Consider the following 23,471-nt stretch of genomic DNA (forward strand, 5'->3'; position numbering starts at 1 on the left):
GCCCGACACCCGCCACCCATGGGAGCGCAGGACAGTGAAGTACGCGAAGCACATCTCGGAGCTCGTCGGCGGCACCCCGCTCGTCCAGCTCACGTCCGTGACCGCCGGCCTGACGGCGACGATCCTGGCCAAGGTCGAGTACATGAACCCTGGCGGGTCCGTGAAGGACCGGATCGCGCTGAAGATGATCGAGGCCGCGGAGGCGAGCGGAGAGCTCAAGCCGGGCGGCACGATCGTCGAGCCGACCAGCGGCAACACCGGCGTCGGCCTGGCCCTGGTCGCCCAGCGCAAGGGCTACCGCTGCGTGTTCGTCTGCCCCGACAAGGTCAGCCAGGACAAGCGCGACGTGCTGCGGGCCTATGGCGCGGAGGTCATCGTGACCCCGACCGCCGTGGCCCCCGACCACCCGAACTCCTACTACTCGGTGTCGGACCGCCTGGCGAAGGAGATCCCGGGCGGCTGGAAGCCGAACCAGTACGCCAACCCGAACGGCCCCGCCAGCCACTACGAGACGACCGGCCCGGAGATCTGGGCGGACACCGACGGGCGCGTGACGCACCTGGTCGCGGGCGTCGGCACCGGTGGCACCATCACCGGCACCGGGCGGTACCTGCACGACGTCTCCGAGGGGCGGGTCGTGGTCATCGGCGCCGACCCCGCAGGCTCGGTGTACTCCGGCGGCGACGGGCGGCCGTACCTGGTGGAGGGCGTCGGCGAGGACTTCTGGCCCACCGCGTACGACCCGAGCGTGCCGGACGAGATCATCGCCGTCTCCGACGCGGACTCGTTCTCCATGACGCGCCGGCTGGCGCGCGAGGAGGGGCTGCTGGTCGGTGGCTCCTGCGGCATGGCGGTCGAGGCGACGCTCCGGTACGCCCGGCGGCTCCAGGAGGAGGACCCCGACGCGGCGGCCGCGGCGGTGATGGTGGTGCTGCTGCCGGACAGCGGGCGCGGGTACCTGTCCAAGATCTTCAACGACAAGTGGATGCGGTCGTACGGCTTCCTGGCGGCCGACGAGGGCGCCACCGTGGCGGACGTGCTGCGCACCAAGAACGGCCAGCTGCCCGACCTGGTGCACACGCACCCGAACGAGACCGTGCGCGACGCCATCGAGATCCTGCACGAGTACGGCGTCTCGCAGATGCCCGTGGTCGGCGCCGAGCCGCCCGTGAAGATCGGCGAGGTGGCCGGCGCGGTGAGCGAGCGGGAGCTGCTCGACGCGGTGTTCTCCGGCGACGCGGAGCTGTCGGACCGGGTGGACCGGCACATGTCTGCGCCGCTGCCGCTGATCGGCTCGGGGGAGTCGGTGGAGTCCGCGCGGTCGGCGCTCCAGAAGGCGGACGCGCTCATGGTGGTCGACGACGGGTCGCCCGTCGGGGTGCTCACGCGGCACGACCTGCTGGGCTTCCTCGCGCGGTAGGTTCTCGCGCGCAGCGGTTGTCCGGCCGCCTGTGAGAAGAACCGTTGCGAAGGAGCACGATGGCCCTGTTCGACCTGCCCCTGCCCGAGCTCGAGCGCTACCTGCCCGAGCTGGACGAGCCCCAGGACTTCGACGAGTTCTGGGGGTCGACGCTCGCCGAGGCGCGGACCTACGACCTCGACCTGACCGTGGTGCCGGTGGACACAGGGTTGACGGTGATCGAGGCGTTCGACGTCACCTTCGCCGGGTTCGGCGGGCACCCCATCAAGGCCTGGGTGACCCGGCCGGCCGGAGTCGTCGAGGACCTGCCCGCGGTGGTCGAGCTCATCGGGTACGGCGGCGGGCGGGGGTTCGCGCACGAGCGGCTCGCCTGGGCTGCCGCCGGGTACGTGCACCTGGTGATGGACACGCGGGGGCAGGGGTCGACCTGGGGCAACGGCGGTCACACGCCCGACCCCGCGGGATCCGGGCCGGCGTCGCCGGGGGTGATGACCCGCGGGGTCCTGGACTCGCACGAGCACTACTACCGGCGGCTCATCACGGACGGCGTGCGGGCGGTCGACGCGGTGCGGGCGCTGCCCGGGGTCGACGCGTCACGCGTGGCGGTGGCGGGCATCAGCCAGGGTGGCGGGCTCGCGCTGGCGGTGGGCGGGCTGGCCGACGGGCTCGTCGCCGTCATGCCGGACGTGCCGTTCCTGTGCCACTACCCGCGGGCGCTGGCGATCACGGACGCGTTCCCCTACGGCGAGCTGGTCCAGTATCTCGCGGTCCACCGCGACCAGGAGGCCACCGTGCTGCGGACCATGTCCTACCTGGACGGGGTGCACTTCGCCCGGCGCGCGTCGGCACCGGCCCTGTTCTCGGTGGCCCTGCGGGACCAGACGTGCCCGCCGTCGACGGTGTTCGCCGCGTACAACCACTACGCGGGGCTGACGGGGAGCCGGCCGCAGACCGACATCGAGGTCTACGCCTACAACCAGCACGAGGGCGGCCAGGCGTTCCAGCTCGACCGTCAGCTGCGCTGGTTGCGTGCGGTCGTGGCGCAGGACGCCGTCCCGGTGGGCGCTAGCTGACCGTCAGCCGTTCCAGGCCGCCGACGAGGCCCGCGACGAGGAAGTCGAAGCTCTGGTCGACGTCGTCGGGCATGCCGAAGCCGCCCTCGAGCTCGAGGACGACGAAGCCGTGCACCGCGGCGCGGAACGCGCGGACGGCGTCGATCCGGCGGTCGTCGGGCACGCCGAGGGCGGCGACGGCCGTGGACAGCTCCGTCACCGCCCGGGCGCCCGCCTGCTGGACGAGGACCGCGTCGGGGTCGCGGACCCATGAGGTGCCCTGGACCGCCTGGTAGCGCCCGGGGGAGCGCCGGGCGAGGTCCCGGGTGGCGTGGGCCATGGCGGGGAGCAGGTCGGCGCCGGTGTGCTGGGCGCGGACGGCTCCGAGCGTCGCGACGAAGTCCTCGACGCAGACGAGCGCGACCTCCCGGCGCAGGGCGGGCAGGCCCGCGACGTGCTTGTAGAGGCTCGGCACCGCGACGCCCGCCCGGGCGGCCACGGCCGCGAGCGTCAGGTCGGCGAAGCCCGTGGGGCCGCCGTCGTCGACGACCCCGAGGGCCAGGTCGACGACGACGGCACGGTCGAGGCCTGCCCTAGGCACGGGCGTCCGCGCCCACCTGGAACCGCCCGGCGGCGTCCCGGGGAAGGTCGGCGAGGAACGCGAGCGTGCGCGGGACGACGACCTCGGGGGCCTGGATCTGCGGGTAGTGCGCGACGTCCGGGATCACGACGACCTCCCCGTCGAGCACGCTGCGCAGCCAGTCCGCCTCCGCCGCGGGGTCGGCGAAGTCGGGGTCGATCGCGCCGACGAAGGCGACGGCCGGCGCGACGATCTCCGCCACGCGCGCCTCGACCGGCGCGTGGGTGAGCTGGACGGACAGGTGCCGGAAGGAGCGCAGGTGGGCGGGGTCCGTCATCGCGGCGCGCACGTCGGCGACGTGCTCGTCGAGCCACGGGGCCTTGATCCCGCGGTTGAGGTAGCCGCGGTAGTACGAGGCCCACACGGCGGCCCCCCACGGGCGGGAGAACAGCAGCCGCTCGAGGCCGTGCATCGTGGCGACCGCGATCGCCGGCATCGGGCGGTCGCGCAGGAACGGGCCCGTGAGCACCAGCCCGGCGACGAGGTCGGGACGCTCGGCCGCCACCCAGGCCACCGCGCCGGCGCCCATGGAGTTGCCGACGAGGACGGCCGGACCACCGAGGTGCTCGACGAGCGCGAGGGTGTCCTGACCGGTCACCACGTCGCCGTGCGTCGAGAAGGTGGTGTCGGAGTCGCCGTGGCCGCGCAGGTCCAGGACGGCCACGCGGTGGCCCGCGTCCGCCAGCGGACCGACGAGCTCGCGCCACGTGCTCCGGAGGTCCCCCATGCCGGGGACGAGCACGACCAGCGGTCCCGTGGCGGGTCCGTCGACCGTGTAGGCGATTCGCCCCTCGGGGCGCTGGAGGTGCTGGAGGGTCGTCATGGAGAAAAAGCTAATGCCATTAGCCAACGCGGTCAACCCCTCGGTTCGGCGACTGTCGGTCGAGGTTGGCAAGATGGGCGCGCACTGTCATCCACTGAAGGAGTACCCCCATGTCCGCAGCGCTGCCCGAGGTCTCCGGTTCCTACGGCCAGAAGCCGACGCTGACCTTCCCCGACGCCTCGCCGTCCGCAGAGCTCGAGGTCGTGGTCCTGTCCCGCGGCGACGGCGCCCTCGTCGAGGCCGGCGACGACCTCGAGGTGCACTACCTCGGCCAGTCCTGGCAGGGCGGTGTGTTCGACAACTCGTACGACCGCGGCTCCTCGATCAGCTTCCCGATCGGCGTCGGCGCGGTCATCGGCGGCTGGGACGAGGGCCTCGTCGGCCAGCAGGTCGGCTCGCGCGTGCTGCTGTCGATCCCGTCGCACCTGGGCTACGGCGACCGCGGCGCGCCGCAGGCCGGGATCAAGGGCGGGGACACGCTGGTCTTCGTCGTCGACATCGTCGGCACCAGCAACTGACGTTCCGCGACGGCCCCCTCTGCCTCCTGGGGAGGGGGCCGTCGCTATCCTCGGGCCGTGGCCGACGGCGAGGTGACGATCGGGGAGTTCGCGCGGCGGACCGGGCTCTCGCTCAAGGCCCTGCGGCTGTACGACGCCCGCGGGCTCCTCGAGCCGGTCCGCGTGGACCCGGGCAGCGGGTACCGCTACTACGACCTCGACCAGCTGGGCAGGGCGCACACGATCTCGCTGCTGCGGCGGCTCGAGATGCCGCTCGGCACGATCGCTGACGTGCTCGCGACGAGCGCCGGGCAGGCGGCCGCGATCCGGTCCTGGTGGGACGGGCGGCAGCGGGAGCTCACCGAGCGCGGGCCCGAGCTGGACCTGGTCCTGCACGTCCTCGGGGAACCGGACGGGCCACCGCGGACGGGTCGGTTCGGGGTGGACGACGTCGTGGTCGAGGAGGTCGGTGCGCGGACGGTGGCGTCGGTACGGCACCCCGTGCTCCAGGAGGACCTGGTCGCGTCGCTGACGTCGGACGTCCTCGAGCTGCGGGCGTTCCTCGACGCGGGCGGGGCCGCGTACACGGCGGAGTTCTGGGTGCTGTTCCACGGAGCCGTGGGCTTCGACGGTGACGGGCCCATCGAGACGTGCGTGCCGTACGAGGGGGCGATCGCGCCCGCCGGCGCCGTCACGCTGCGGCAGGAGCCCGCGCAGACGCTGGCCTACGTCCCCGTGACCGCCGCCGACTGCCGGTACCCCGAGATCATCGGTGCGTACGTCGCGCTGGAGACCTGGTTCGCGTCCGGCGGTCGCGCACAGGGCGGCCCCGAGCGCGAGATCTACCCCGTGCCGTGGTCCGACGAGGGCGTCGTCGTGCACGTCGCCCGGCCGGTCTCTTGACCCTGCCCCTGGGGCAGGCTCCAGGCTGGCCTCATGCCTGAGCTCGCCGACTACGCCACCCACAGCCGGTTCTCCGACCCCGGCCCGCACGCGCCCCTGCTCGCCGCCGTGGCCACCGACCCTGGGTCGCTGCACGCGGCCGCCTGCTCGGTGGTCATCCACTACCGGGGCGGCGCGGACCAGCTGGGGCCGGGGCAGGACGCGGACATCGACCTGCGCTGGCTCTCCGCCCTGCTCGACGAGTCGCAGCGGCGGTCCGCCGGCCCCCTCACCAGCGCTCGGGAGCCCGCCCAGCAGCTCGCCGGGTGCTGCCGCGACCACACCCTGGTGGCCGTCGCGGTGCTGCGCGAGCACGGGATCCCGGCGCGCAGCCGGGTCGGGTTCTCGGGCTACTTCCGCCCCGGGTTCCACCACGACCACGTGGTCGGCGAGTACTGGGACGGGTCGCGCTGGGTGCGGTTCGACCCCGAGCTCGACATGGCCGAGAACTGGTTCGGGTTCGACTCGCACGACATGGCGACGGGGTTGGGAGCGCCCTTCGAGACCGCGGCGGAGGTCTGGCTGGCGCACCGCCGCGGCGGCCTCGACGTGTCGAGCTACGGGGTCGACCCCTCGCTGCCGTTCCTGTGCGGTCCGGAGTTCGTGCGCGGCTACGTGGTCACCGAGCTGGCGCACCGCGAGCGCGACGAGCTGCTGCTCTGGGACGTGTGGGGGGACACGCTGCCCGAGACGCCGACGCCCGCGGACGAGCTGGACCGGTTGGCCGACGAGGTCGCGGAGCTGCTGGTGGCCGCGGACGCAGGTTCGGCCGGCGCCGAGGATGCGTTGGCCGAGCGGTACGCGACCGATCCGCGGCTCCGACCTGACGCCGTCGTGACGCTCTCGCCGACCGGGAGGGTGGGGGACGCGGACCTCGTCGCGAAGGTGAACCGCTGGCGGTCGTGACCTGTGCAGCGTCCGAGGAAGCGAGCGCCATAGCGCGCACATCCTCGGACGTTGCGAGTCCTAGAGGACGTGCCGGTCCAGGAAGTCGTTGCGGAAGACACCCTCGGGGTCCGTGCGCGCGACGAGTGACCGGAAGTCGTCCCAGCGCGGGTAGAGGCGCGCGAGGTCCCGGCCCTCGTCGGCGAAGAGCTTGCCCCAGTGCGGGCGCGCGTCGAACGGAGCCAGCGCGGCCTCGATCGTCGGCAGCAGGGCCTCGACCTCCGGCTGCCGGGGCAGCCACGTGAAGTGCAGGCCCACGCGGTCGCCGCCCTCGGCCGTCGACAGCCAGAGGTCGTCGCCGGCGATCGTGCGGACCTCGGTGACCTGGAGCAGCGGCGCGATCCGGTCGGCCAGCGAGCGGATCGCCTCCAGCGCCGCGACCGCGTGGGCGCGCGGGACGAGGAACTCCGACTGGAGCTCGTCGCCGTTGCTCGGCGTGAAGTCCATCCGGAAGTGCGGCAGGCGGTCGTGCCACGGGCCGGGCTCGCCCAGCTGCGCGGTGCAGTTCACGGGGTCGATGCCGGGCAGCGGGTGGCGGGGGCCGTCGGCGGGCGTCGCACCGAAGAGCTCGGTGCGCAGCCGGTAGTCGGGCGTGACGCGCGTCTTGCGCCAGACCTGAGCGATCGTGTCGCCGGTCCAGTCGGTGAAGAGGCTCACGGAGTCCGCGCTGCTGGTCAGCTCGTCGAGGTGCTCCAGCGCGGCGGTCCACGGCAGGTCGAGGTGGACCTCCTGGGCGACGTCGAAGGTGGGCTCGATGTCGAGGGTGACGCGGGCGGCGACGCCCAGGGCCCCCAGCGCGACGACCGAGCCGGCGAAGTCGGCGTCGCCGCGGCGGACCGTCCTGATCGCCCCGTCGGGGCCGACGATCTCGAGCGCGGCGACCGCAGCGGCGAGGTTCTGACTCCGGTCGCCCGACCCGTGCGTGGCCGTGGCGACCGCGCCCGCCACGGAGATGTGCGGCAGCGAGGCGAGGTTGTGCACGGCCCAGCCGGCGGGGTGCAGGTGCTGCGCGAGCGTGCCGTACCGCGTGCCGGCGGTGACCGTCACGGTCCGCGCGTCCGCGTCGATCTCCGGGGCAGCCTCGAGGCCGTCCAGGACGACGAGGGCGGCGGGGTCGTCGGCGAGGTCGTTGAAGCAGTGTCGGGTGCCCAGGGCCCGGATCCTCGGCGATCCCGCGACCAGCTCCTGCAGCTCGGGCACGGTGCTCGGGTGGTGCACGACCGGCGCGCGGTACGTGTAGTTGCCGGCCCAGTTGGTCAGTGTCACCGGTCCAACCTACGACCCGCCCGTGAGGAAGATGTCGAACAGGCTGGGGTCGTGCGCGTGCACGAGGACCAGGAAGACGATGAGGTCGAACAGCAGGTGCACGGCGACGACGTAGCTCAGCGACGCGGTCCGGCGGAAGATCCAGCCCTGGATCAGCGCGAACGGGATGGTCAGCAGCGGACCCCACTCGCGGTAGCCCAGCTCCCACAGGAACGACACGAACACCGTCGCCTGGAGCAGGTTGGCCAGCCAGAACGGGAAGTGCGGGCGCAGCAGGGCGAGCACCACGCAGATGAAGAACAGCTCGTCCCAGATGCCCACCGCGTTGACCCCGACGAACAGCCGCGCGATGTCGCCGGCCCCGTCGAGGTCCGGCCAGTTCCGCCACACGCCTGAGCCGAGGAAGTACGCGGGCAGGATCAGGTAGGCGGCGATCGCGACAGCCACCAGGTAGAGCGCTTGCCAGCGGTCCCAGCGGCGGCCCGTGCGTACCGGGAAGTGGATCTTGTCGTCGTGGAAGACCCTGCTGGAGATGAGCGTCGGGACGACGACGGCCAGGCCCAGCGCCACCGTGAACTTGAGCATGCCCACGTTCGACAGGTCGGCCTTCAGCGAGATCGTGCTGATGATCACCTGGCCGAGGGCGATGAGCGCGAGGTCCTTGCCGAGGCGCTTGTCGACGACCAGCCCGAGCGCGACGCCCAGCACCAGCGGCAGGTAGCCGAGCGGGCGGACGTGGACAGCGAACAGCAGGACGGCCGCGCCGCAGACGAGGACCGCGGCGAGGACGCGGCCGGCCGTGTGGCGGGTCAGCCGCGGGATGTCGACGGCGGGAGCTGCGTCGTGCACGGTCGGCCTCCAGGGTGTGGACCGTCAGTCTGTCTGGTCACCCCGCACTGGGCGACACTTGCGCGATGGACCTCCCGCGCATCGCCATCACCTACTGCACGCAGTGCCGCTGGCTCCTGCGGGCCGCCTGGTACCAGCAGGAGCTGCTGACCACGTTCCACCGGGAGCTGGGGGAGGTGGCGCTGCGACCGGCGACCGGTGGCGTGTTCCAGGTTGAGGTGGACGGCGCGCTGGTGTGGGACCGGGCGGAGCGGGGTGGGTTCCCGGACCTGCCCGAGCTGAAGCGGCTGGTGCGGGACCTGGTGGCGCCGGACAAGCCGCTGGGGCACTCGGAAGGCTGACCCGGGCGGACATACCTGGACATAGGTGCAGGTGGACCAGGGTCCAGCACCAGGTGGACAGTCGTAGACGTGTCGCGCCGGGCGTCGATACGTTCGCCGCGGACCGGCAGGGAGAGCGACCCAGCCGGTCCGCCAAGGACGACGCCGAGGGTGGCCGGCCGGGACGACGGGGACCTGGCCGGCCCCATGGCGGGTGGGTGGCCGACAGCGGGGGCACGTCGGCCACCCACCCGTACATCCGCCGACGGGTGCGTCCCGCCCGCGACCGGAGCCGGCGAGCGGGACGCGTCGAGGTCAGGCGCCCGTCGGACGCGGGCAGGAGACGCCCGTGCCACCCAGGCCGCAGTAGCCGTTCGGGTTCTTGTCGAGGTACTGCTGGTGGTAGCCCTCGGCGTAGTAGAACGTGCCGGCGTCGTCGGCCGACCGGATCTCCGTGGTGATCTCCCCGAAGCCGGACCGCGTCAGCCGCGGCTGGTACGCGTCGCGCGTCGTGCGCGCAGCAAGCTCCTGCTCGGGCGTGGTGGTGTAGATCGCGGACCGGTACTGGGTGCCGACGTCGTTGCCTTGCCGGTACCCCTGCGTCGGGTTGTGGGACTCCCAGAAGGTGCGCAGCAGGTCCTCAGCCGAGACGACCGACGGGTCGTACGCGACCAGCACCATCTCGGTGTGCCCGGTCAGCGCGGTGCACGTCTCCTCGTAGGTGGGGAAGGGCGTGAACCCACCCTGGTAGCCGACCGCGGTGGTCACCACGCCGGGGATCGTCCAGAAGGTGCGCTCGGCGCCCCAGAAACAGCCCATCGCGACGTAGAGGACCTCGGTGCCGTCGGGCCACGGCCCCTGCAGGGGGGTGCCGAGGACGGTGTGGGTCGTCGGGAGGGAGTAGGGGTAGCGGTCGCGTCCGGCGAGCGCCTTCTCGGGGGCCACCATCGTGGTCTTGAGGGCAGATCCAAACAGCCAGTTCATGGTCGTGATCCTCTCCGGGAGCCCGGTTGGTCACCTGGGTCCTCCCGGGATCTGCAACGGTGCGCACCCGGTCCGTGTTCCCAGGAGCGTGGGAATCTCTTGACCGAACCAATACCAGACCGAGAGCGCACGATCGCATGACCATGAGCGCACCAACGGCGCACCCCTGAGCCCCCAGCGGGGCGGTTCCGTCGCGAGCGCCTAGCCTTGACCCGTGACGAACCACGCGACCCCCCACGACGACGACTGGGCCTCCGCAGGCTTCTCGACCCGCGCCATCCATGCAGGTCAGGACCCGGACCCCACCACCGGGGCGGTCGTCCCGCCCATCTACGCGACCTCGACGTACAAGCAGGACGGCGTCGGCGGGCTGCGCGGCGGGTACGAGTACTCGCGCTCGGCCAACCCCACACGCACGGCGCTCGAGTCGGCGCTGGCCGCGGCCGAGGGGGGAGCGGCGGGCTTCGCGTTCTCGTCGGGCCTCGCGGCGGAGGACACGCTGCTGCGCGCGACCCTGCGCCCGGGTGACCACGTCGTCGTCCCCAACGACGCGTACGGCGGCACGTACCGCCTGATCGCGCGCGTCTTCGGGCCGTGGGGCATCGAGCACACGCCGGTCGACCTGTCCGACCCCGACGCGGTGCTCGCCGCGATCCAGCCGGGCCGCACGAAGGTGGTCTGGGTGGAGACGCCGACCAACCCGCTGCTGGGCATCGCCGACATCGCCGTGCTCGCGGCCCACGCCCGCGCGGCCGGCGCGCTGCTGGTCGTCGACAACACCTTCGCGACGCCGTACCTCCAGCAGCCGCTCGCGCTCGGTGCGGACGTCGTCGTGCACTCGACCACCAAGTACATCGGCGGGCACTCCGACGTCGTCGGTGGGGCGCTCGTCGTCGCGGACGGTGCCCAGCTCCCGGTGGGGCTCGACGGTCCGACGGGGACGACGAGCCTGGCCGACGCCGTGCGGTTCCACCAGAACGCGTCGGGCGCGGTGGCGGGGCCGTTCGACGCCTGGCTGACCCTGCGCGGGCTCAAGACGCTCGCCGTGCGGATGGACCGGCACGAGAGCAACGCGCGCGCGGTCGCGGAGTTCCTGGCGGGGCACGACGCCGTCACGTCCGTGATCTACCCCGGCTTGGACAGCCACCCCGGGCACGAGGTGGCCGCGCGCCAGATGAGCGGGTTCGGTGGCATGGTCTCGTTCCGCACCGGCAGCGAGTCGTCGGCGCTGGCGTTCTGCGGCGCCACCCACGTGTTCACGCTCGCGGAGTCGCTCGGCGGCGTCGAGTCGCTGGTCGAGCACCCGCACAAGATGACCCACGGGTCGGTGGCGGGCACCGCGCTCGAGGTGCCCGACGACCTCGTGCGCCTGTCGGTCGGCATCGAGGACGTCGCGGACCTGCTCGCGGACCTCGACGCCGCGCTGGCCGCCGGGCGCGACGCGTGAGCGCCCCGGTCGAGACCGCGAAGCCCGTCGGCGACCAGGCGGTCCCGTCGTCGGTCCGCAACGCCGCCGCCTGGTCCTGGCGGCTGCTGCTCATCGGCGCCGCGCTCGCGGTGCTGCTGTGGCTCCTGAGCGAGCTCAAGGTCGTCGTCGTCCCCATCGCGGTCGCGCTGCTGCTCACCGTGCTCCTCACGCCGTTCGTCGGCTGGGTCCAGCGGACGGCACGCCTGCCCCGGGCCGCGGCCGTGGGGGTCGGGCTGGTGGCCCTGATCGCCGTGGTGGCCGGTCTGCTCACGCTCGCGGGGCGCTCGATCGTCAAGGGCTTCGGGGAGCTGTGGGACCAGGCGGCGCAGGGCATCGACAAGCTGACCACCTGGTTGGCCGAGGGCCCGCTCCAGCTGACCACCACCGACATCTCCGGCTGGATGGACAGGCTGCAGGCCTCGCTCAGCGGCGGCAGCTCCGAGCTGGTCTCCGGGGCGCTGCACGCGACGACCACCGTCGCGCACGTCGCCGCCGGCTCGCTCATCGCCCTGTTCTGCACGTTCTTCTTCCTGCTCGACGGCCGCACCATCTGGGCGTGGGTCGTCGGGCTGCTGCCGCGCGGGTCCCGCGAGCACGTCCACCAGGCCGGTCGGCGCGGGATCGTCACGCTCGGTGCCTACACGCGGACGCAGATCCTGGTCGCCGCCGTCGACGCGCTCGGCATCGGGCTCGGCGCGGCGATCCTCCAGGTGCCGCTCGCGCTCCCGCTGGCCGTGCTGGTGTTCCTGGGGTCGTTCATCCCGATCGTGGGCGCCGTCGTCACCGGCTCGGTCGCGATCCTCGTGGCGCTCGTGTCGAACGGGCCGGCGTCGGCCATCTGGATGCTCGCCGTCGTGGTGCTGGTGCAGCAGCTCGAGGGGCACGTGCTCCAGCCGTTCCTCATGGGCCACGCCGTCTCGCTCCACCCGGTCGCGGTCCTGCTGTCGGTGGCGGCCGGGTCGTTCGTCGCCGGGATCGTGGGCGCGCTGTTCGCGGTGCCGATCGCGGCGACCCTGAACACGGTGCTCCTGTACCTGCACGGACACGACAAGTTCCCGCAGCTGGGCACCGCCGACCACGTGCCCGTCCGGGGTCGAGGGCACCCGGTGCTGGACCGGTCCATCGCGCAGGTGGCCGAGGCGACGTCCGAGCGCGTCGCCACGCAGGCGGAGGCCGCGGACCGTGCCGACGACGACCCGCCCGCCCCGGTGGCGGGCACCGAGGCCGACGACGCCGGCGAGCCCGGCGGGCCGACACCGTCGGACGCCCGATGACCGGTCTGGCCGACGTCCGGGCCGCCGCGACGCTGTTGGAGGGAGTCGCGGACCGCACGCCGGTGCAGCTGAGCCGTGCCCTCTCGCAGGTGTGCGGCGCGGAGGTGTGGCTCAAGTGCGAGAACCTCCAGCGGGCGGGGTCGTTCAAGCTCCGCGGCGCGTACGTGCGGATGGCCAGGCTGTCGCCCGAGGAGCAGGCGCGCGGCGTCGTCGCGGCCAGTGCCGGCAACCACGCGCAGGGCGTGGCGCTCGCCGCCCGGATGCTCGGCCTCACAGCCGTGGTGTTCATGCCGGCCGACGCCGCGCTGCCCAAGATCGCGGCGACGCGGGACTACGGCGCCCGGGTGGAGCTGGTCGGCGCGTCCGTGGACGAGGCCCTGGTGCACGCGCGCGAGTTCGCCGACCGCACCGGCGCGGTCCTCATCCACCCGTTCGACCACGAGGACGTCGTCGCCGGGCAGGGGACCATCGCGCTCGAGATCGTCGAGCAGGTGCCCGACGTGGCGACCGTGATCGTGCCGGTCGGGGGCGGTGGGCTGGCGGCCGGGGTGGTCGCTGCCCTGGCGGAGCTGCGGCCGGACGTGCGGGTGATCGGGGTGCAGGCTGCCCGCGCCGCCGCGTACCCCGCGTCGCTCGCCGCGGGTCACCCGATCCCCGCGCCGGAGCTGCGCACCATGGCCGACGGCATCGCGGTCGGGACGCCGGGCACCGTGCCGTTCGGGATCCTCGCGTCCCACCACGTCGAGGTGCAGTGCGTCTCCGAGGAGGACCTCTCGCGGGCGCTGCTGCTGGTCGCCGAACGCGCCAAGATGCTGGTCGAGCCCTCGGGCGCCGCTGCCGCCGCGGCCCTGATGGCGGGCGTCGGACCGATCACGGGTCCCGTGGTCGCGATCCTGTCCGGGGGCAACATCGACCCGCTGGTGCTCATGCGCGTGGTCCGGCACGGGCTCGCCTCGGCGGGCCGGTTCCTCCAGCTCCAGGTGCGGATCGACGACACCCCCGGCGCGCTCGCGGACCTGCTGCGGGCGCTGGCGGACACGGGCGGGAACGTCATGCACGTCTCGCACGCGCGGACGGTCGGGGACCTCCAGCTGGACGAGGTCGCGATCGTGGTGCAGGTGGAGACCAAGGGCCCCGACCACTGCGAGTACGTCCTCCAGCACCTGCGCGCGGCGGGCTACCGGCTCACCGACGGCTGAACGCGGAACGAGGCGCCACCCCGCTGGGTGGCGCCTCGCCGGTGGTGCGGGGGGTGCGGTCAGCCCGCGAAGGGCTTCGCGTCCGTGATCTCGACCGGGATCTCCCGACCGTTCGGCGCCTTATACGTCGTCGAGTCGCCGATCTTGCAGCCGTTGATGGCCGCACCGAGCGGGGACGTGGGCGAGAAGACCTCGATGTCGGAGGTCCCGGCGATCTCGCGCGAGCCGAGGAGGAAGACCATCTCGTCGCCGGCCACCAGGGCCGTGACCACCATGCCCGGCTCGACGACGCCGTCGTCCGGCGGGGTCCCGATCTGGACGTTGCGCAGCTTCTCCTTGAGCTCTCGGATGCGAGCAGCCTGCTTCGCCTGCTCCTCACGCGCGGCGTGGTAGCCGCCGTTCTCCTTGAGGTCACCCTCGTCGCGGGCTGCGGCGATGCGCTCGATGACCTCGGCGCTGCCCTCGCCCTCGAGGTGCGCGAGCTCGGCCGTGAGGCGGTCGTAGGCCTCCTGGGTCAACCATGTGGCCGCAGTCGTATCGGTCACGATCGCTCCTTTCCTGACGTGTGCCGGACGTGCCGGTCTGCGCTGCTCCGGGGGGTGCAGCGCACGGCAGTCCGAGCGGGCGGACGCATCGAGGGACGCGTCCGGTGATCGGGTACTGAGGGGTGCTCCCGCCGCTCCCCGCTCGTTCTGGACGCCATGGTGGCGCCGGACCGGGGCGGCGGTGAAACGAACAGGATAGCAAGGACGGGCAGGCGCAGACCGACGTTCAGCCGCAGAACGGCGTCGTCACGGGGCGGAGGGCTCCTCGACGAGCTCGCACGGTTCCACGGTCCCGCTCACCGCCAGCTCGGTCGTCTGCACGGTGGCGGTGACGCGGCGGGTCGCCGAGTCGGCCGGTCCGACCTCGACGATGCGGACGCCGACCTGGGCGTACGACTCCGACAGCGCGGTGACCGTGCACGTCACCGTCGACTCCTTGGGCTTGGTCACCTCGAACGTCACCTCGATGGTGCGCGAGTCCTCCACGTGGAACCCGACGTCCTTCCAGGACACCGGCTGACCGGCCAGGTTGAGACCGATCCAGACCACCAGCGCCACACCGACGACGCCGGCGGCGACCAGCCCCGCGCGCCCGCGCCGCACGGACCGTTCTGTGGGCTCGGGGCCGTAGCGCCCGGCCGGTGGGCGGGTGGCGGGCGACTCGGTCACGGGGCTCCTCGTGCAGGCGCGCGGGCGCACGCTCGGTGGCGCGACGACGGCGCCGGGTAGGCGATCATTGTCTCTCGTCCCACCACCCGCCCGTGCCGAGCGGACCGCGACTCCGCGGTCCCGGCGGGCCATCGGCGGGCGACCGACGGGAGGCCCGAGGTGACCGGAGAGCGGCTGCGCCTGATGGCGGTGCACGCCCACCCCGACGACGAGTCGAGCAAGGGTGCCGCGACCATGGCGAAGTACGTGGCCGAGGGCGTCGACGTCCTGGTGGTCTCGTGCACGGGTGGTGAGCGCGGCGACGTGCTCAACCCGCAGCACCCGCCGGTCGAGGGCGGCCTGGACGGCATGCGGGAGTACCGGCGCCACGAGATGGCGGCCGCCGCGGCCGCGCTCGGAGTGCAGCACCGCTGGCTGGGCTTCGTCGACTCCGGTCTGCCCGAGGGGGACCCGCTGCCTCCGCTGCCGGAGGGGTGCTTCGCGCTGGTCCCGCTGGAGGAGGCGTCGGCCCCGCTGGTCGAGCTGGTGCGCGAGTTCCGGCCGCACGTCATCACCACGTACGACCCGTCGGGCGGCTACCCGCACCCCGACCACATCATGTGCCACCGGGTATCGATGGAGGCGTTCGAGGCGGCAGGCAGCCCGGACCGCTACGTCGGGCTGGGCCAGCCGTGGACGCCGTCGAAGCTCTACTACAACCACGGCTTCTCGCTCGCGCGCATGCGGGCCGTGCACGACGCGATCGTCGCCGCCGGCCGCGAGTCCCCGTTCGGTGACTGGCTCGACTCCCGGCAGGCGCGCGAGGTGCCCGAGCGTGAGGTGACCACGCGCATCGAGTGCTCGGCGTACTTCGGCCAGCGTGACGACGCGCTGCGGGCGCACGCCACGCAGATCGACCCCGACGGCTTCTTCTTCGCGGTCCCGCGCGAGCTCGAGATCGCCCAGTGGCCCACCGAGGAGTACGAGCTGGCCGGCTCGCGCGTGCCCGTCACGCTCCCGGAGGACGACCTGTTCGCCGGGCTGCGCTCATGATCGTCGCCCTGCTCGCTGCCGCGCCGAGCCCGTCGCCGTCGGACGTGACCATCGACGGGACGCCGGTCGGGTCGCCGGGGTTCCTCGGCTTCGTGTTCACGTTCGCGCTCGCGATCGCGGTGGTGTTCCTGTTCCTGTCGCTGACCAAGCAGCTGCGCATCGTCGACCGACGGGCGAAGGCGCTCGGGCTCGACGACGACGAGGACGACCGGTCGACCGGTCCGCACGCCGACCTCGGCGTGGTCGACGCCGGCGCGGCCGGGCCCGACCTCGAGGTCGACGCGGACGTCGAGGTCGCGCCCAAGGACGTGCACCCCGACGACGAACCGGGAAGCCCTGCTCGATGAGCACCGCACCCCAACCGCCGCAGCGCCCGTCGGTGCGCGTGACGGTGGCGCAGCTCCAGGTCAGCGACGACCACACGGCCAACCGGCAGGTGGTCGAGGACGCGTTCCGCACCGCGGCGCGCACCCGTGCGGACGTGCTGGTGCTCCCGGAGTACGCGTCCGGCTTCGACCCGCGCGGCGTCGGCGCGGAGCACGCGGAGCCGCTGGACGGACCGTTCGTGACCATGCTGCGCGACCGCGCCCGGGCGACCGGCGTGGCGGTGCTGGCGGGCACGACGCTGCCGGGCGACGGCGGCGACGCCCGTGCGGTGAACGCGGTCGTGGCCGTCGACGGCACCGGCGCGCTGGTGGGGGTCTACCGCAAGGTGCACCTGTACGACGCGTTCGGCCACAAGGAGTCGGACCGGCTGGTGCCCGGACCCGTGGACGCGCCGCCGCTCGTGCTCGACATCGGCGGCCTGACCTTCGGGGTGCTCACCTGCTACGACCTGCGGTTCCCCGAGTCGGCCCGCCGGCTGGTCGACGCCGGCGCGCAGGTGCTCGTCGTGCCCGCCGCCTGGGCGTCCGGGGAGCTCAAGGCGATGCACTGGCGGACGCTGGCGATCGCCCGCGCGATCGAGAACACCGCCGCGGTGGTCGCCGTCGGGCAGGCCGGCAAGGGCGTCACCGGGCGGTCGCTGGTCGTCGCGCCCGACGGCGTCGTCGGCCTGGAGATGGACGAGCAGCCCCAGGTGCGGACGGTGGACCTGGACGGCGCGGCGCTGCTGCGCGTCCGCGAGCAGAACCCGTCGCTGGCCAACCGCCGGTACACGGTCGTGCCCGTCGCCTGAGGCTCAGGCGGAGCCGTACGACGCGATCGACACCGCGACGTAGTGGCACCCGTACCCGACCACGGTGAGCACGTGGAAGATCTCGTGGAACCCGAACCAGCGCGGGCTCGGGTTGGGACGCTTGGTGCCGTAGACGATCGCACCGAGCGTGTACGCGAGCCCGCCGCCGGCGATGAGCACCAGGATGGCCAGCCCTCCGGAGCGGTAGAACGACGGGAAGAACCAGACCGCCACCCAGCCGAGCGCCACGTACACGGGCACGTAGACCCACCGGGGAGCGTTGAGCCAGAAGATCCGCGCCAGCGTGCCGATCAGGGCGCCGGTCCACACGACGATGAGCAGCGTGCGGGCGGTGTCCGCGGGCAGCAGGAGCACTGACAGCGGCGTGTACGTGCCCGCGATGATGAGGAAGATGTTGGTGTGGTCCAGCCGGCGCAGCACGGCGGATGTCCGGGGAGACCAGTGCCCGCGGTGGTAGATCGCGCTGGTGCCGAACAGCATGATGGCGGTGAGCCCGAACACCGCGGTGGACCACTTCGCCGTCGGTGTCGGGGAGAGCACGACGAGCACGATCGACGCGACGATCACGAACGGCGTGACGCCCGCGTGGATCCAGCCCCGCAGGTGCGGCTTGATGCTCTCAGTGACCCGCTCGACTCGCTCGACGAGGCCGTCCGGCTCGTCGTGACCGCCCAGGGCCGTTCCCGGCTGCTGTCCCGGAGCGGACGCGGGGGTGGAGCTCATGGAACGGACTCTCTTCGTCAGCGGGGAACCTACGATCCCGTAGGTTACGACACCGTAGGTAGGAGTGTCGAACCCGTGCCGGCACCGTGCCGAACGTACCGCGCGCGCGGCGCGAGCACCTCCGGCCCGGGGCGGACGACCGGGCCCGCGGGGCACGCCCGGCGAGTACGGTGAGCGGGTTCCCGTCGGCTGAACGAAGGAGTGCGCGTGCGTCTGCCCCGCCCGCTCTACGGGCTGTACGAACGCCAGCTCGCCGCGTCGCTCCCGAAGGACGGGCTGCCGCGCCACGTCGGGGTCATCCTCGACGGCAACCGGCGCTGGGCGCGCAGCGTGGGCGAGTCGACGCGGCACGGGCACCAGGCGGGCGCCGACAAGATCGCGGACCTGCTCCAGTGGAGCGAGGACATCGGCGTCGAGGTGGTCACGCTGTGGATGCTCTCCACGGACAACCTCTCCCGCGGCGCCGACGAGCTCGAGCAGCTGCTCGGCATCATCGAGGACGCGGTCGGCACGCTCGCCGCCACGGGCCGCTGGCGCATCCAGGCGGTCGGCGCGCTCGACCTGCTGCCCGACCACACGGTCAAGGCCCTGGTCTCGGCCCAGGACGCCACCGCCGGCGTGGTCGGCCTGCACGTCAACATCGCCGTCGGGTACGGCGGGCGGCGTGAGATCGCCGACGCCGTGAAGTCGTTCCTGCGGCAGCACGCCGATGCGGGCTCCAGCCTCGACGAGCTGGCGGAGGCGTTCGACGTCGAGCACATCGCCGAGCACCTGTACACCAAGGGGCAGCCGGACCCCGAGCTGGTCATCCGGACGTCGGGGGAGCAGCGCCTCGGTGGCTTCCTGCTCTGGCAGAGCGCGCACTCGGAGTTCTACTTCTGCGAGGCCTACTGGCCCGACTTCCGCCGTGTGGACTTCCTGCGGGCGGTCCGCGCCTACGCCGCCCGGGAGCGTCGCGGCGGTCGCTGAGGGTTCACCCGGCGGCTGTGTGAACGTCATGTGACATCTGCGCGTGTCGTGCTGGACGGGTCCTGCCCCGGGCGTACGTTCCGCCGTAGAGGACAGCGACCGTTGTCCCCGGGAGGCCAGCCCATGGAGCATCCGCTCCGGGAGGAGGGTCGGATCCGGCCCTCTGTTCCTGGAGGGGCCGACCGCCCCCGTCCCGTCGCCGTACGTCGGTGCGTGGTCCTGCTCTGGCAGGACGCCGGTGTCCGGTGCTCGTCTCGGCGCACCTAGCGCCGGAGGGAGCCTGCCGTGGTCAGCAAGGCGCAGCACGACCCCCAGTCGGTCGAGACCGATGAGCTGGGTCAGTCTCGAAAGACCCACGTGCTCGACACCTCGGTGCTCCTCTCAGACCCGCGGGCGATCCTGCGGTTCGCGGAGCACGACGTGGTCCTCCCCGTCGTCGTCATCACGGAGCTCGAGGCCAAGCGGCACCACGCCGAGCTCGGCTACTTCGCCCGGGCCGCCCTGCGGATGCTCGACGACCTGCGCATCGAGCACGGCCGGCTCGACATCCCGATCCCCCTCGGTGACGACGGCGGCACCCTGCGCGTCGAGCTCAACCACACCGACCCCACCGTGCTGCCGGCCGGCTTCCGGCTGGGCGACAACGACACCCGGATCCTCGCCGTCGCGGCCAACCTCGCGGCCGAGGGCAAGGACGTCGTCGTCGTCTCCAAGGACCTGCCGATGCGGGTCAAGGCGTCGGCCGTGGGGCTGTGCGCGGAGGAGTACCGGGCCGAGCTGGCCGTCGACTCCGGCTGGACCGGCATGGATGCCCTCGACCTGGCCGAGCAGCAGATGGCGAACCTCTGGGAGCACGAGACGGTGCCGCTGGCCGAGATCGCGACGGGGTTCACCCCGATGAGCGCCAGCGGGAACCAGACCCCCAACGACATGCTCTGCCACACCGGCGTCGTCCTGCACAGCCCCCGCGGCTCGGCGCTCGGCCGCGTGACGGCAGACAAGCACGTGCAGCTGGTGCGCGGCGACCAGGACGTGTTCGGGCTGCACGGCCGCAGCGCGGAGCAGCGGATCGCGATCGACCTGCTGCTCGACGAGGAGATCGGGATCGTCTCGCTCGGCGGACGCGCCGGCACGGGCAAGTCGGCTCTGGCGCTTTGCGCGGGCCTCGAGGCCGTCCTGGAGCGCCGGCAGCACCGCAAGGTCATGGTGTTCCGACCGCTGTACGCGGTGGGCGGCCAGGACCTCGGCTACCTGCCGGGGAGCGCCGACGAGAAGATGAACCCCTGGGCGCAGGCCGTGTTCGACACCCTGGGCGCGCTGGTGTCCAAGGAGGTCGTCGAGGAGATCATGGACCGCGACATCCTCGAGGTCCTGCCCCTCACCCACATCCGCGGACGCTCCCTGCACGACGCGTTCGTGATCGTCGACGAGGCGCAGTCGCTCGAGCGCAACGTCCTGCTGACGGTGCTCTCGCGCATCGGGCAGAGCTCGCGCGTGGTCCTCACGCACGACGTGGCCCAGCGCGACAACCTGCGCGTCGGGCGCCACGACGGCGTCGCCGCGGTGATCGAGGCGCTCAAGGGGCACCCGCTGTTCGCGCACATCACGCTCACGCGCTCCGAGCGGTCGCCCGTCGCGGCCCTCGTCACGGAGCTGCTGGAGGGCATCGAGGTCTGATCGGCCTCCGGACGCCCGGGCTCCCCGCCACGCGGAGGGGCCCGGGCGTTCAGCTGTGCCGGTGTGCCGCGTCCAGCTCCCGGACCAGCGCGCCGAGCCCGACGCGGAGCGCGTGCCGTTCCTGCTCAGTCAGCCCGGCGAGCAGCCGGCCGTGGTGCTCCCGGAGCTCCGCGCCCACGCGCGCCGCGACGTCGCTGCCCTCCGCGGTGAGCTCCAGGCGGTACAGGCGACGGTTGTCGGCCTGGCGCTCGCGCCGCAGCCATCCGCGCCCCTCCATCCCGGCGGCGAGCCGGCTGACCGTGCTCTTCTCCAGGCCCAGCCGGTCGGCGAGCTCCTGCTGCGACAGGGGCCCGGCGGCGGCGAGCTCGCCGAGCGCGAACGTCTCGGACATCGACAGCCGCACGCCGGCGTGCTCGTGCGGCGTCTGGACCGACTCGAGCAGGCCGCTCGTACGCGCGAGCTGCTGGAAGAACCGGCTCAGGTCGTCGTCGGGAAAGGTTGTGTTGTACAACTGTTGCGCCTACTGTCGTCGTAAGAGTTGTGACGCACAACTGTAGGGGAGAAGCTCCATGACCGACACCGACCACCACCAGCACGACCACCAGCACGGGCGTGGTCGTCTGCACGGCCGCCTGACCCCGCACGGGCACGGCATGGGGCCGATGAACGACCCGGGGCGGTACGAGCGCGTCTCCGGTCGCCTGGCGGGCCGGCTCTACCGTCGCGTCGCCCGCGACGTCGCTGCCCTGCGGCTCCCCGGCGGAGCGCGCGTGCTCGACGTCGGCACCGGACCCGGGACGATGCCACGCCGCATCGCCGAGTCCGCTCCCGGGCTCCAGGTCGACGCGATCGACGTCTCGCCCGAGATGATCGCCTGGGCGCAGCAGAGAGCGACGCCCGGCGTGACCTTCGCGGTCGCCGACGTCGCGGAGCTGCCCTGGCCCGACGCCACCTTCGACCTCGTCGTGTCCACCCTCAGCCAGCACCACTGGGCCGACGTGGACGCCGGCCTGCGGGAGGTCCGACGGGTGCTGCGACCCGGCGGGCAGGCGTGGGTCTACGACGTGCGGTGGGCGCTCCCGCAGGAGGAGTCCGTGACCGCGTCGCTCGGCACCGGCACCTCCGTCGTGCGCGAGCGGCGGCTCGCCCGGACGTCGTGGCTGAACCCCGTCGGTCGCCTGGTCCTGCGCCCGGAGTGACCCGCGTCAGCCCTGGACGAGCCTCCCGTCGGCGATGTGCAGCACGCGGTCGGCCAGCGAGACCATGAGCGGGTCGTGCGTGGACACGATCGCGGTCATCCCCTCGGCCTCGACCACGGCGCGGATGAGGGCCATGACGGCCGTCCCGGTCTCGGTGTCCAGCTGACCGGTGGGCTCGTCGGCCACCAGCAGGCGGGGGGAGTTGGCCAGCGAGCGGGCGATGGCGACGCGCTGCTGCTGCCCACCGGACAGCTCGCCGGGCCGCTGCAGCGCGTGCGGGCCGAGGCCGACCAGGTCGAGGAGGAGCTGCACGCGGGCCTCGCGGTCCTTGGTGGGCAGCTTGCGCAGGCGCAGCGGTACGCCCACGTTCTCCGCGGCGGACAGCACGGGGACGAGTCCGAAGGTCTGGAACACGAACGAGACGACGTCGCGCCGCAGCTCGACCAGGCCCCGCTCGTCGAGCGTCGAGACCTCGCGCCCGTCGACGATCACGCGGCCGCCGTCCGGACGGTCGAGGCCGCCGATCACGTTGAGCAGCGTGGTCTTGCCCGACCCAGAGCGCCCGACGAGCGCGACCAGCTCGCCCGGCGCGATGGTGAACGAGACGTCCTGGAGCGCGTGCACGGCCGCCGAGCCCGTGCCGTAGGTGCGGCTGACGTGCTCGACCCGGACGACCGCGTCCGTGCCGGCGGGTGCGGTCGTCGCCGTCGTGGTGGGTGCGGTCATCGGTCGGCCTCCTGCTCGGCGGGAGTCGCCTGCGTGTGTGTCGCCGAGTGGCGGCCGCCCGGCCTGGGCGCCGTCGGCGCGGGCCTGTCCGGCCAGAGCGACACGTGCGACTCCTCGAGCGCCAGCCGCACGCGCCCGACGAGGTTCAGGGCCTCGCGGTACTCCCGCGGCAGCTGCACCCGGCCCGCCCGGTCGAGCACGGCCAGCTCCTCGGCGACGACGTGCTCAGTGCCGTCGTCGCGCGTGTGGGTGCGCCGCACGACCTCCGAGCTGGTGCGCCCGTCGCGGATGGACACGGTCCGCTGGACGTGCTCGCTCACCCCGGGATCGTGCGTGACGACCACGACGGTGGTGCCCAGCTCGCGGTTGACCGTCCGTAGGCCCTCCAGGACGTCGTGCGAGGTCGCGGAGTCCAGCTCCCCGGTGGGCTCGTCGGCGAACAGGACCTGCGGGGAGTTGGCCAGGGCGACCGCGATGGCGACACGCTGCTGCTCGCCGCCGGACATCTGACCGGGCCGACGGTCCGCGCAGTAGCCGACCCCGAGGACCTCCAGCAGCTCGGTGGCCCGCCGGTCACGCTCCTTGCGGCGCACTCCGGCGAGCGCCATCGGGAACGCGACGTTCTCCGTCCCGCTCAGGTACGGCACCACGTTGCGGGCGGTCTGCTGCCAGACGAACCCGACCATCGACCGCCGGTACTCCACCCGTTGTGCGCTCGACATGGACATGAGGTCCCACGGACCCACCCGCACCTTGCCGGCGGTAGGGACGTCCAGCCCGGACAGCACCGACAGCAGGGTCGACTTCCCCGAGCCGGAGGCACCGACGATCGCCACCAGCTCGCCGTCCTCGACGAGCAGGTCGAGGCCCTGCAGCGCCTGCACCTCGACGCCCTCGGACTGGTAGATGCGGACCAGGGAGTCGCACACGATGAGCGCGTGCTCCCCGAAGTCACCCGTGCGCTGACGGGCACGTGCCTCGAGCGCGCCGAGGGTCGGCTCCTCGATCGTCTGCACCGCGTTCATCAAGGCCTCCTGCGCATCGTGCCGGTGTC

General features: G+C 73.0%; 26 protein-coding genes. 15 read left to right on the plus strand and 11 right to left on the minus strand.

All coding sequences use genetic code 11. The features are described 5' to 3' along the window. Positions 1 to 34: 34 nt before the first annotated feature. Positions 35 to 1,420, plus strand: coding sequence for a cystathionine beta-synthase (locus HP550_RS07250; protein WP_175346923.1), 1,386 nt, complete (start codon positions 35 to 37; stop codon positions 1,418 to 1,420). A 59-nt stretch (positions 1,421 to 1,479) separates the two neighbouring features. Further along, on the plus strand, positions 1,480 to 2,493 hold the full coding sequence (locus HP550_RS07255) for an acetylxylan esterase (RefSeq protein WP_175346924.1): 1,014 nt from the start codon (positions 1,480 to 1,482) through the stop codon (positions 2,491 to 2,493). Here HP550_RS07255 and HP550_RS07260 read toward each other — a convergent pair. Together HP550_RS07260 and HP550_RS07265 are read right to left on the minus strand one after the other, a co-directional pair. Then, positions 2,486 to 3,073 carry a WHG domain-containing protein gene (locus HP550_RS07260; protein ID WP_175346925.1) on the minus strand — a complete coding sequence of 196 codons (588 nt, stop codon included), beginning with the start codon at positions 3,071 to 3,073 and terminating at the stop codon, positions 2,486 to 2,488. The genes HP550_RS07255 and HP550_RS07260 overlap by 8 nt on opposite strands. Further along, a complete protein-coding gene (locus HP550_RS07265; RefSeq protein WP_175346926.1) occupies positions 3,066 to 3,935 on the minus strand; it encodes an alpha/beta fold hydrolase in 870 nt (289 codons plus the stop codon). The genes HP550_RS07260 and HP550_RS07265 overlap by 8 nt, the downstream gene beginning before the upstream one ends. A 110-nt stretch (positions 3,936 to 4,045) precedes the next feature. On the opposite strand from HP550_RS07265, the gene HP550_RS07270 reads away from it, so the two are divergent. From HP550_RS07270 to HP550_RS07280, 3 genes are read left to right on the plus strand one after another with little or no spacing between them, the layout of a single operon-like run. Next, on the plus strand, positions 4,046 to 4,453 hold the full coding sequence (locus tag HP550_RS07270) for an FKBP-type peptidyl-prolyl cis-trans isomerase (RefSeq protein WP_175346927.1): 408 nt from the start codon (positions 4,046 to 4,048) through the stop codon (positions 4,451 to 4,453). A gap of 57 nt (positions 4,454 to 4,510) precedes the next feature. Next, positions 4,511 to 5,335, plus strand: a complete 825-nt coding sequence (locus tag HP550_RS07275; RefSeq protein ID WP_175346928.1) for a MerR family transcriptional regulator — start codon at positions 4,511 to 4,513, stop codon at positions 5,333 to 5,335. A gap of 33 nt (positions 5,336 to 5,368) precedes the next feature. Then, complete coding sequence (locus tag HP550_RS07280; RefSeq protein ID WP_175346929.1) at positions 5,369 to 6,280, plus strand: transglutaminase-like domain-containing protein; 912 nt, start codon at positions 5,369 to 5,371, stop codon at positions 6,278 to 6,280. A 60-nt stretch (positions 6,281 to 6,340) separates the two neighbouring features. On the opposite strand, the gene HP550_RS07285 is transcribed toward HP550_RS07280, so the two are convergent. After that, positions 6,341 to 7,585, minus strand: coding sequence for a D-arabinono-1,4-lactone oxidase (locus HP550_RS07285; RefSeq protein WP_175346930.1), 1,245 nt, complete (start codon positions 7,583 to 7,585; stop codon positions 6,341 to 6,343). Between the two features lie 9 nt (positions 7,586 to 7,594). Further along, the gene (locus tag HP550_RS07290; RefSeq protein WP_175346931.1) at positions 7,595 to 8,434 is read right to left on the minus strand and encodes a CPBP family glutamic-type intramembrane protease; all 840 of its coding nucleotides are present in this window, start codon (positions 8,432 to 8,434) and stop codon (positions 7,595 to 7,597) included. A 65-nt stretch (positions 8,435 to 8,499) separates the two neighbouring features. Between HP550_RS07290 and HP550_RS07295 the strand changes: the two genes are divergently transcribed. Then, entirely contained in the window at positions 8,500 to 8,775 is a 276-nt protein-coding gene (locus tag HP550_RS07295) for an Rdx family protein (RefSeq protein ID WP_175346932.1), read from the plus strand. Positions 8,776 to 9,069: 294 nt separating this feature from the next. On the opposite strand, the gene msrA is transcribed toward HP550_RS07295, so the two are convergent. Further along, on the minus strand, positions 9,070 to 9,738 hold the full coding sequence (msrA, locus tag HP550_RS07300) for a peptide-methionine (S)-S-oxide reductase MsrA (RefSeq protein WP_175346933.1): 669 nt from the start codon (positions 9,736 to 9,738) through the stop codon (positions 9,070 to 9,072). Between the two features lie 214 nt (positions 9,739 to 9,952). Between msrA and HP550_RS07305 the strand changes: the two genes are divergently transcribed. Genes HP550_RS07305 through ilvA form a run of 3 tightly spaced genes read left to right on the plus strand, consistent with a single transcriptional unit; the run spans position 9,953 to position 13,679 of the window. Next, positions 9,953 to 11,185: a cystathionine gamma-synthase gene (locus tag HP550_RS07305; RefSeq protein WP_175346934.1), complete on the plus strand. Its 1,233-nt coding sequence runs from the start codon at positions 9,953 to 9,955 to the stop codon at positions 11,183 to 11,185. Beyond that, entirely contained in the window at positions 11,182 to 12,480 is a 1,299-nt protein-coding gene (locus HP550_RS07310) for an AI-2E family transporter (RefSeq protein ID WP_175346935.1), read from the plus strand. Before HP550_RS07305 ends, HP550_RS07310 begins: the two co-directional genes overlap by 4 nt. Beyond that, entirely contained in the window at positions 12,477 to 13,679 is a 1,203-nt protein-coding gene (ilvA, locus tag HP550_RS07315; protein WP_175346936.1) for a threonine ammonia-lyase, read from the plus strand. Before HP550_RS07310 ends, ilvA begins: the two co-directional genes overlap by 4 nt. A gap of 59 nt (positions 13,680 to 13,738) precedes the next feature. On the opposite strand, the gene greA is transcribed toward ilvA, so the two are convergent. Beyond that, a complete protein-coding gene (gene greA / locus HP550_RS07320; RefSeq protein WP_175346937.1) occupies positions 13,739 to 14,224 on the minus strand; it encodes a transcription elongation factor GreA in 486 nt (161 codons plus the stop codon). A 246-nt stretch (positions 14,225 to 14,470) separates the two neighbouring features. Then, on the minus strand, positions 14,471 to 14,893 hold the full coding sequence (locus HP550_RS07325) for a DUF4307 domain-containing protein (RefSeq protein ID WP_343048033.1): 423 nt from the start codon (positions 14,891 to 14,893) through the stop codon (positions 14,471 to 14,473). Positions 14,894 to 15,052: 159 nt separating this feature from the next. Between HP550_RS07325 and mca the strand changes: the two genes are divergently transcribed. The 3 genes from mca to HP550_RS07340 are packed head-to-tail and all read left to right on the plus strand — an operon-like array spanning position 15,053 to position 17,102. Next, the gene (mca, locus tag HP550_RS07330; protein ID WP_343048034.1) at positions 15,053 to 15,925 is read left to right on the plus strand and encodes a mycothiol conjugate amidase Mca; all 873 of its coding nucleotides are present in this window, start codon (positions 15,053 to 15,055) and stop codon (positions 15,923 to 15,925) included. Then, on the plus strand, positions 15,922 to 16,272 hold the full coding sequence (locus HP550_RS07335; RefSeq protein ID WP_175346939.1) for a hypothetical protein: 351 nt from the start codon (positions 15,922 to 15,924) through the stop codon (positions 16,270 to 16,272). The genes mca and HP550_RS07335 overlap by 4 nt, the downstream gene beginning before the upstream one ends. Then, entirely contained in the window at positions 16,269 to 17,102 is an 834-nt protein-coding gene (locus HP550_RS07340; protein ID WP_175346940.1) for a carbon-nitrogen hydrolase family protein, read from the plus strand. The genes HP550_RS07335 and HP550_RS07340 overlap by 4 nt, the downstream gene beginning before the upstream one ends. A gap of 3 nt (positions 17,103 to 17,105) precedes the next feature. On the opposite strand, the gene trhA is transcribed toward HP550_RS07340, so the two are convergent. Continuing rightward, positions 17,106 to 17,846: a PAQR family membrane homeostasis protein TrhA gene (gene trhA / locus HP550_RS07345; protein ID WP_175346941.1), complete on the minus strand. Its 741-nt coding sequence runs from the start codon at positions 17,844 to 17,846 to the stop codon at positions 17,106 to 17,108. 207 nt (positions 17,847 to 18,053) lie between these two features. On the opposite strand from trhA, the gene HP550_RS07350 reads away from it, so the two are divergent. Both HP550_RS07350 and phoH2 read left to right on the plus strand, forming a co-directional pair. Then, positions 18,054 to 18,815 (plus strand): isoprenyl transferase, encoded by a 762-nt coding sequence (locus HP550_RS07350; RefSeq protein WP_175346942.1) that lies wholly within the window; start codon positions 18,054 to 18,056, stop codon positions 18,813 to 18,815. A gap of 285 nt (positions 18,816 to 19,100) precedes the next feature. Next, complete coding sequence (phoH2, locus tag HP550_RS07355; protein ID WP_175346943.1) at positions 19,101 to 20,492, plus strand: RNA 5'-3' helicase PhoH2; 1,392 nt, start codon at positions 19,101 to 19,103, stop codon at positions 20,490 to 20,492. 49 nt (positions 20,493 to 20,541) lie between these two features. Here phoH2 and HP550_RS07360 read toward each other — a convergent pair whose 3' ends face one another. After that, complete coding sequence (locus tag HP550_RS07360; RefSeq protein ID WP_175346944.1) at positions 20,542 to 21,003, minus strand: MarR family winged helix-turn-helix transcriptional regulator; 462 nt, start codon at positions 21,001 to 21,003, stop codon at positions 20,542 to 20,544. A 58-nt stretch (positions 21,004 to 21,061) separates the two neighbouring features. Here HP550_RS07360 and HP550_RS07365 point away from each other — a divergent pair, with 58 nt between their 5' ends. After that, positions 21,062 to 21,691 carry a class I SAM-dependent methyltransferase gene (locus HP550_RS07365; RefSeq protein WP_210767787.1) on the plus strand — a complete coding sequence of 210 codons (630 nt, stop codon included), beginning with the start codon at positions 21,062 to 21,064 and terminating at the stop codon, positions 21,689 to 21,691. A gap of 6 nt (positions 21,692 to 21,697) precedes the next feature. Here HP550_RS07365 and HP550_RS07370 read toward each other — a convergent pair whose 3' ends face one another. Together HP550_RS07370 and HP550_RS07375 are read right to left on the minus strand one after the other, a co-directional pair. Further along, on the minus strand, positions 21,698 to 22,417 hold the full coding sequence (locus HP550_RS07370) for an ABC transporter ATP-binding protein (RefSeq protein WP_175346945.1): 720 nt from the start codon (positions 22,415 to 22,417) through the stop codon (positions 21,698 to 21,700). Further along, positions 22,414 to 23,442, minus strand: coding sequence for an ABC transporter ATP-binding protein (locus HP550_RS07375; protein ID WP_175346946.1), 1,029 nt, complete (start codon positions 23,440 to 23,442; stop codon positions 22,414 to 22,416). The genes HP550_RS07370 and HP550_RS07375 overlap by 4 nt, the downstream gene beginning before the upstream one ends. Positions 23,443 to 23,471: the final 29 nt, after the last annotated feature.

The organism is Cellulomonas humilata, from assembly GCF_013359775.1.
Lineage (GTDB): Bacteria > Actinomycetota > Actinomycetes > Actinomycetales > Cellulomonadaceae > Cellulomonas > Cellulomonas humilata.

Bases quoted from the DNA above. Each gene is read 5' to 3' on its own strand.
- HP550_RS07270 (WP_175346927.1), top strand. From the start codon at position 4,046: ATGTCCGCAGCGCTGCCCGAGGTCTCCGGTTCCTACGGCCAGAAGCCG.
- HP550_RS07340 (WP_175346940.1), top strand. From the start codon at position 16,269: ATGAGCACCGCACCCCAACCGCCGCAGCGCCCGTCGGTGCGCGTGACG.
- trhA (WP_175346941.1), bottom strand. From the start codon at position 17,846: ATGAGCTCCACCCCCGCGTCCGCTCCGGGACAGCAGCCGGGAACGGCC.
- HP550_RS07365 (WP_210767787.1), top strand. From the start codon at position 21,062: ATGACCGACACCGACCACCACCAGCACGACCACCAGCACGGGCGTGGT.
- HP550_RS07295 (WP_175346932.1), top strand. From the start codon at position 8,500: ATGGACCTCCCGCGCATCGCCATCACCTACTGCACGCAGTGCCGCTGG.
- HP550_RS07335 (WP_175346939.1), top strand. From the start codon at position 15,922: ATGATCGTCGCCCTGCTCGCTGCCGCGCCGAGCCCGTCGCCGTCGGAC.
- HP550_RS07265 (WP_175346926.1), bottom strand. From the start codon at position 3,935: ATGACGACCCTCCAGCACCTCCAGCGCCCCGAGGGGCGAATCGCCTAC.
- HP550_RS07375 (WP_175346946.1), bottom strand. From the start codon at position 23,442: ATGAACGCGGTGCAGACGATCGAGGAGCCGACCCTCGGCGCGCTCGAG.
- HP550_RS07370 (WP_175346945.1), bottom strand. From the start codon at position 22,417: ATGACCGCACCCACCACGACGGCGACGACCGCACCCGCCGGCACGGAC.
- ilvA (WP_175346936.1), top strand. From the start codon at position 12,477: ATGACCGGTCTGGCCGACGTCCGGGCCGCCGCGACGCTGTTGGAGGGA.
- msrA (WP_175346933.1), bottom strand. From the start codon at position 9,738: ATGAACTGGCTGTTTGGATCTGCCCTCAAGACCACGATGGTGGCCCCC.
- HP550_RS07255 (WP_175346924.1), top strand. From the start codon at position 1,480: ATGGCCCTGTTCGACCTGCCCCTGCCCGAGCTCGAGCGCTACCTGCCC.
- HP550_RS07280 (WP_175346929.1), top strand. From the start codon at position 5,369: ATGCCTGAGCTCGCCGACTACGCCACCCACAGCCGGTTCTCCGACCCC.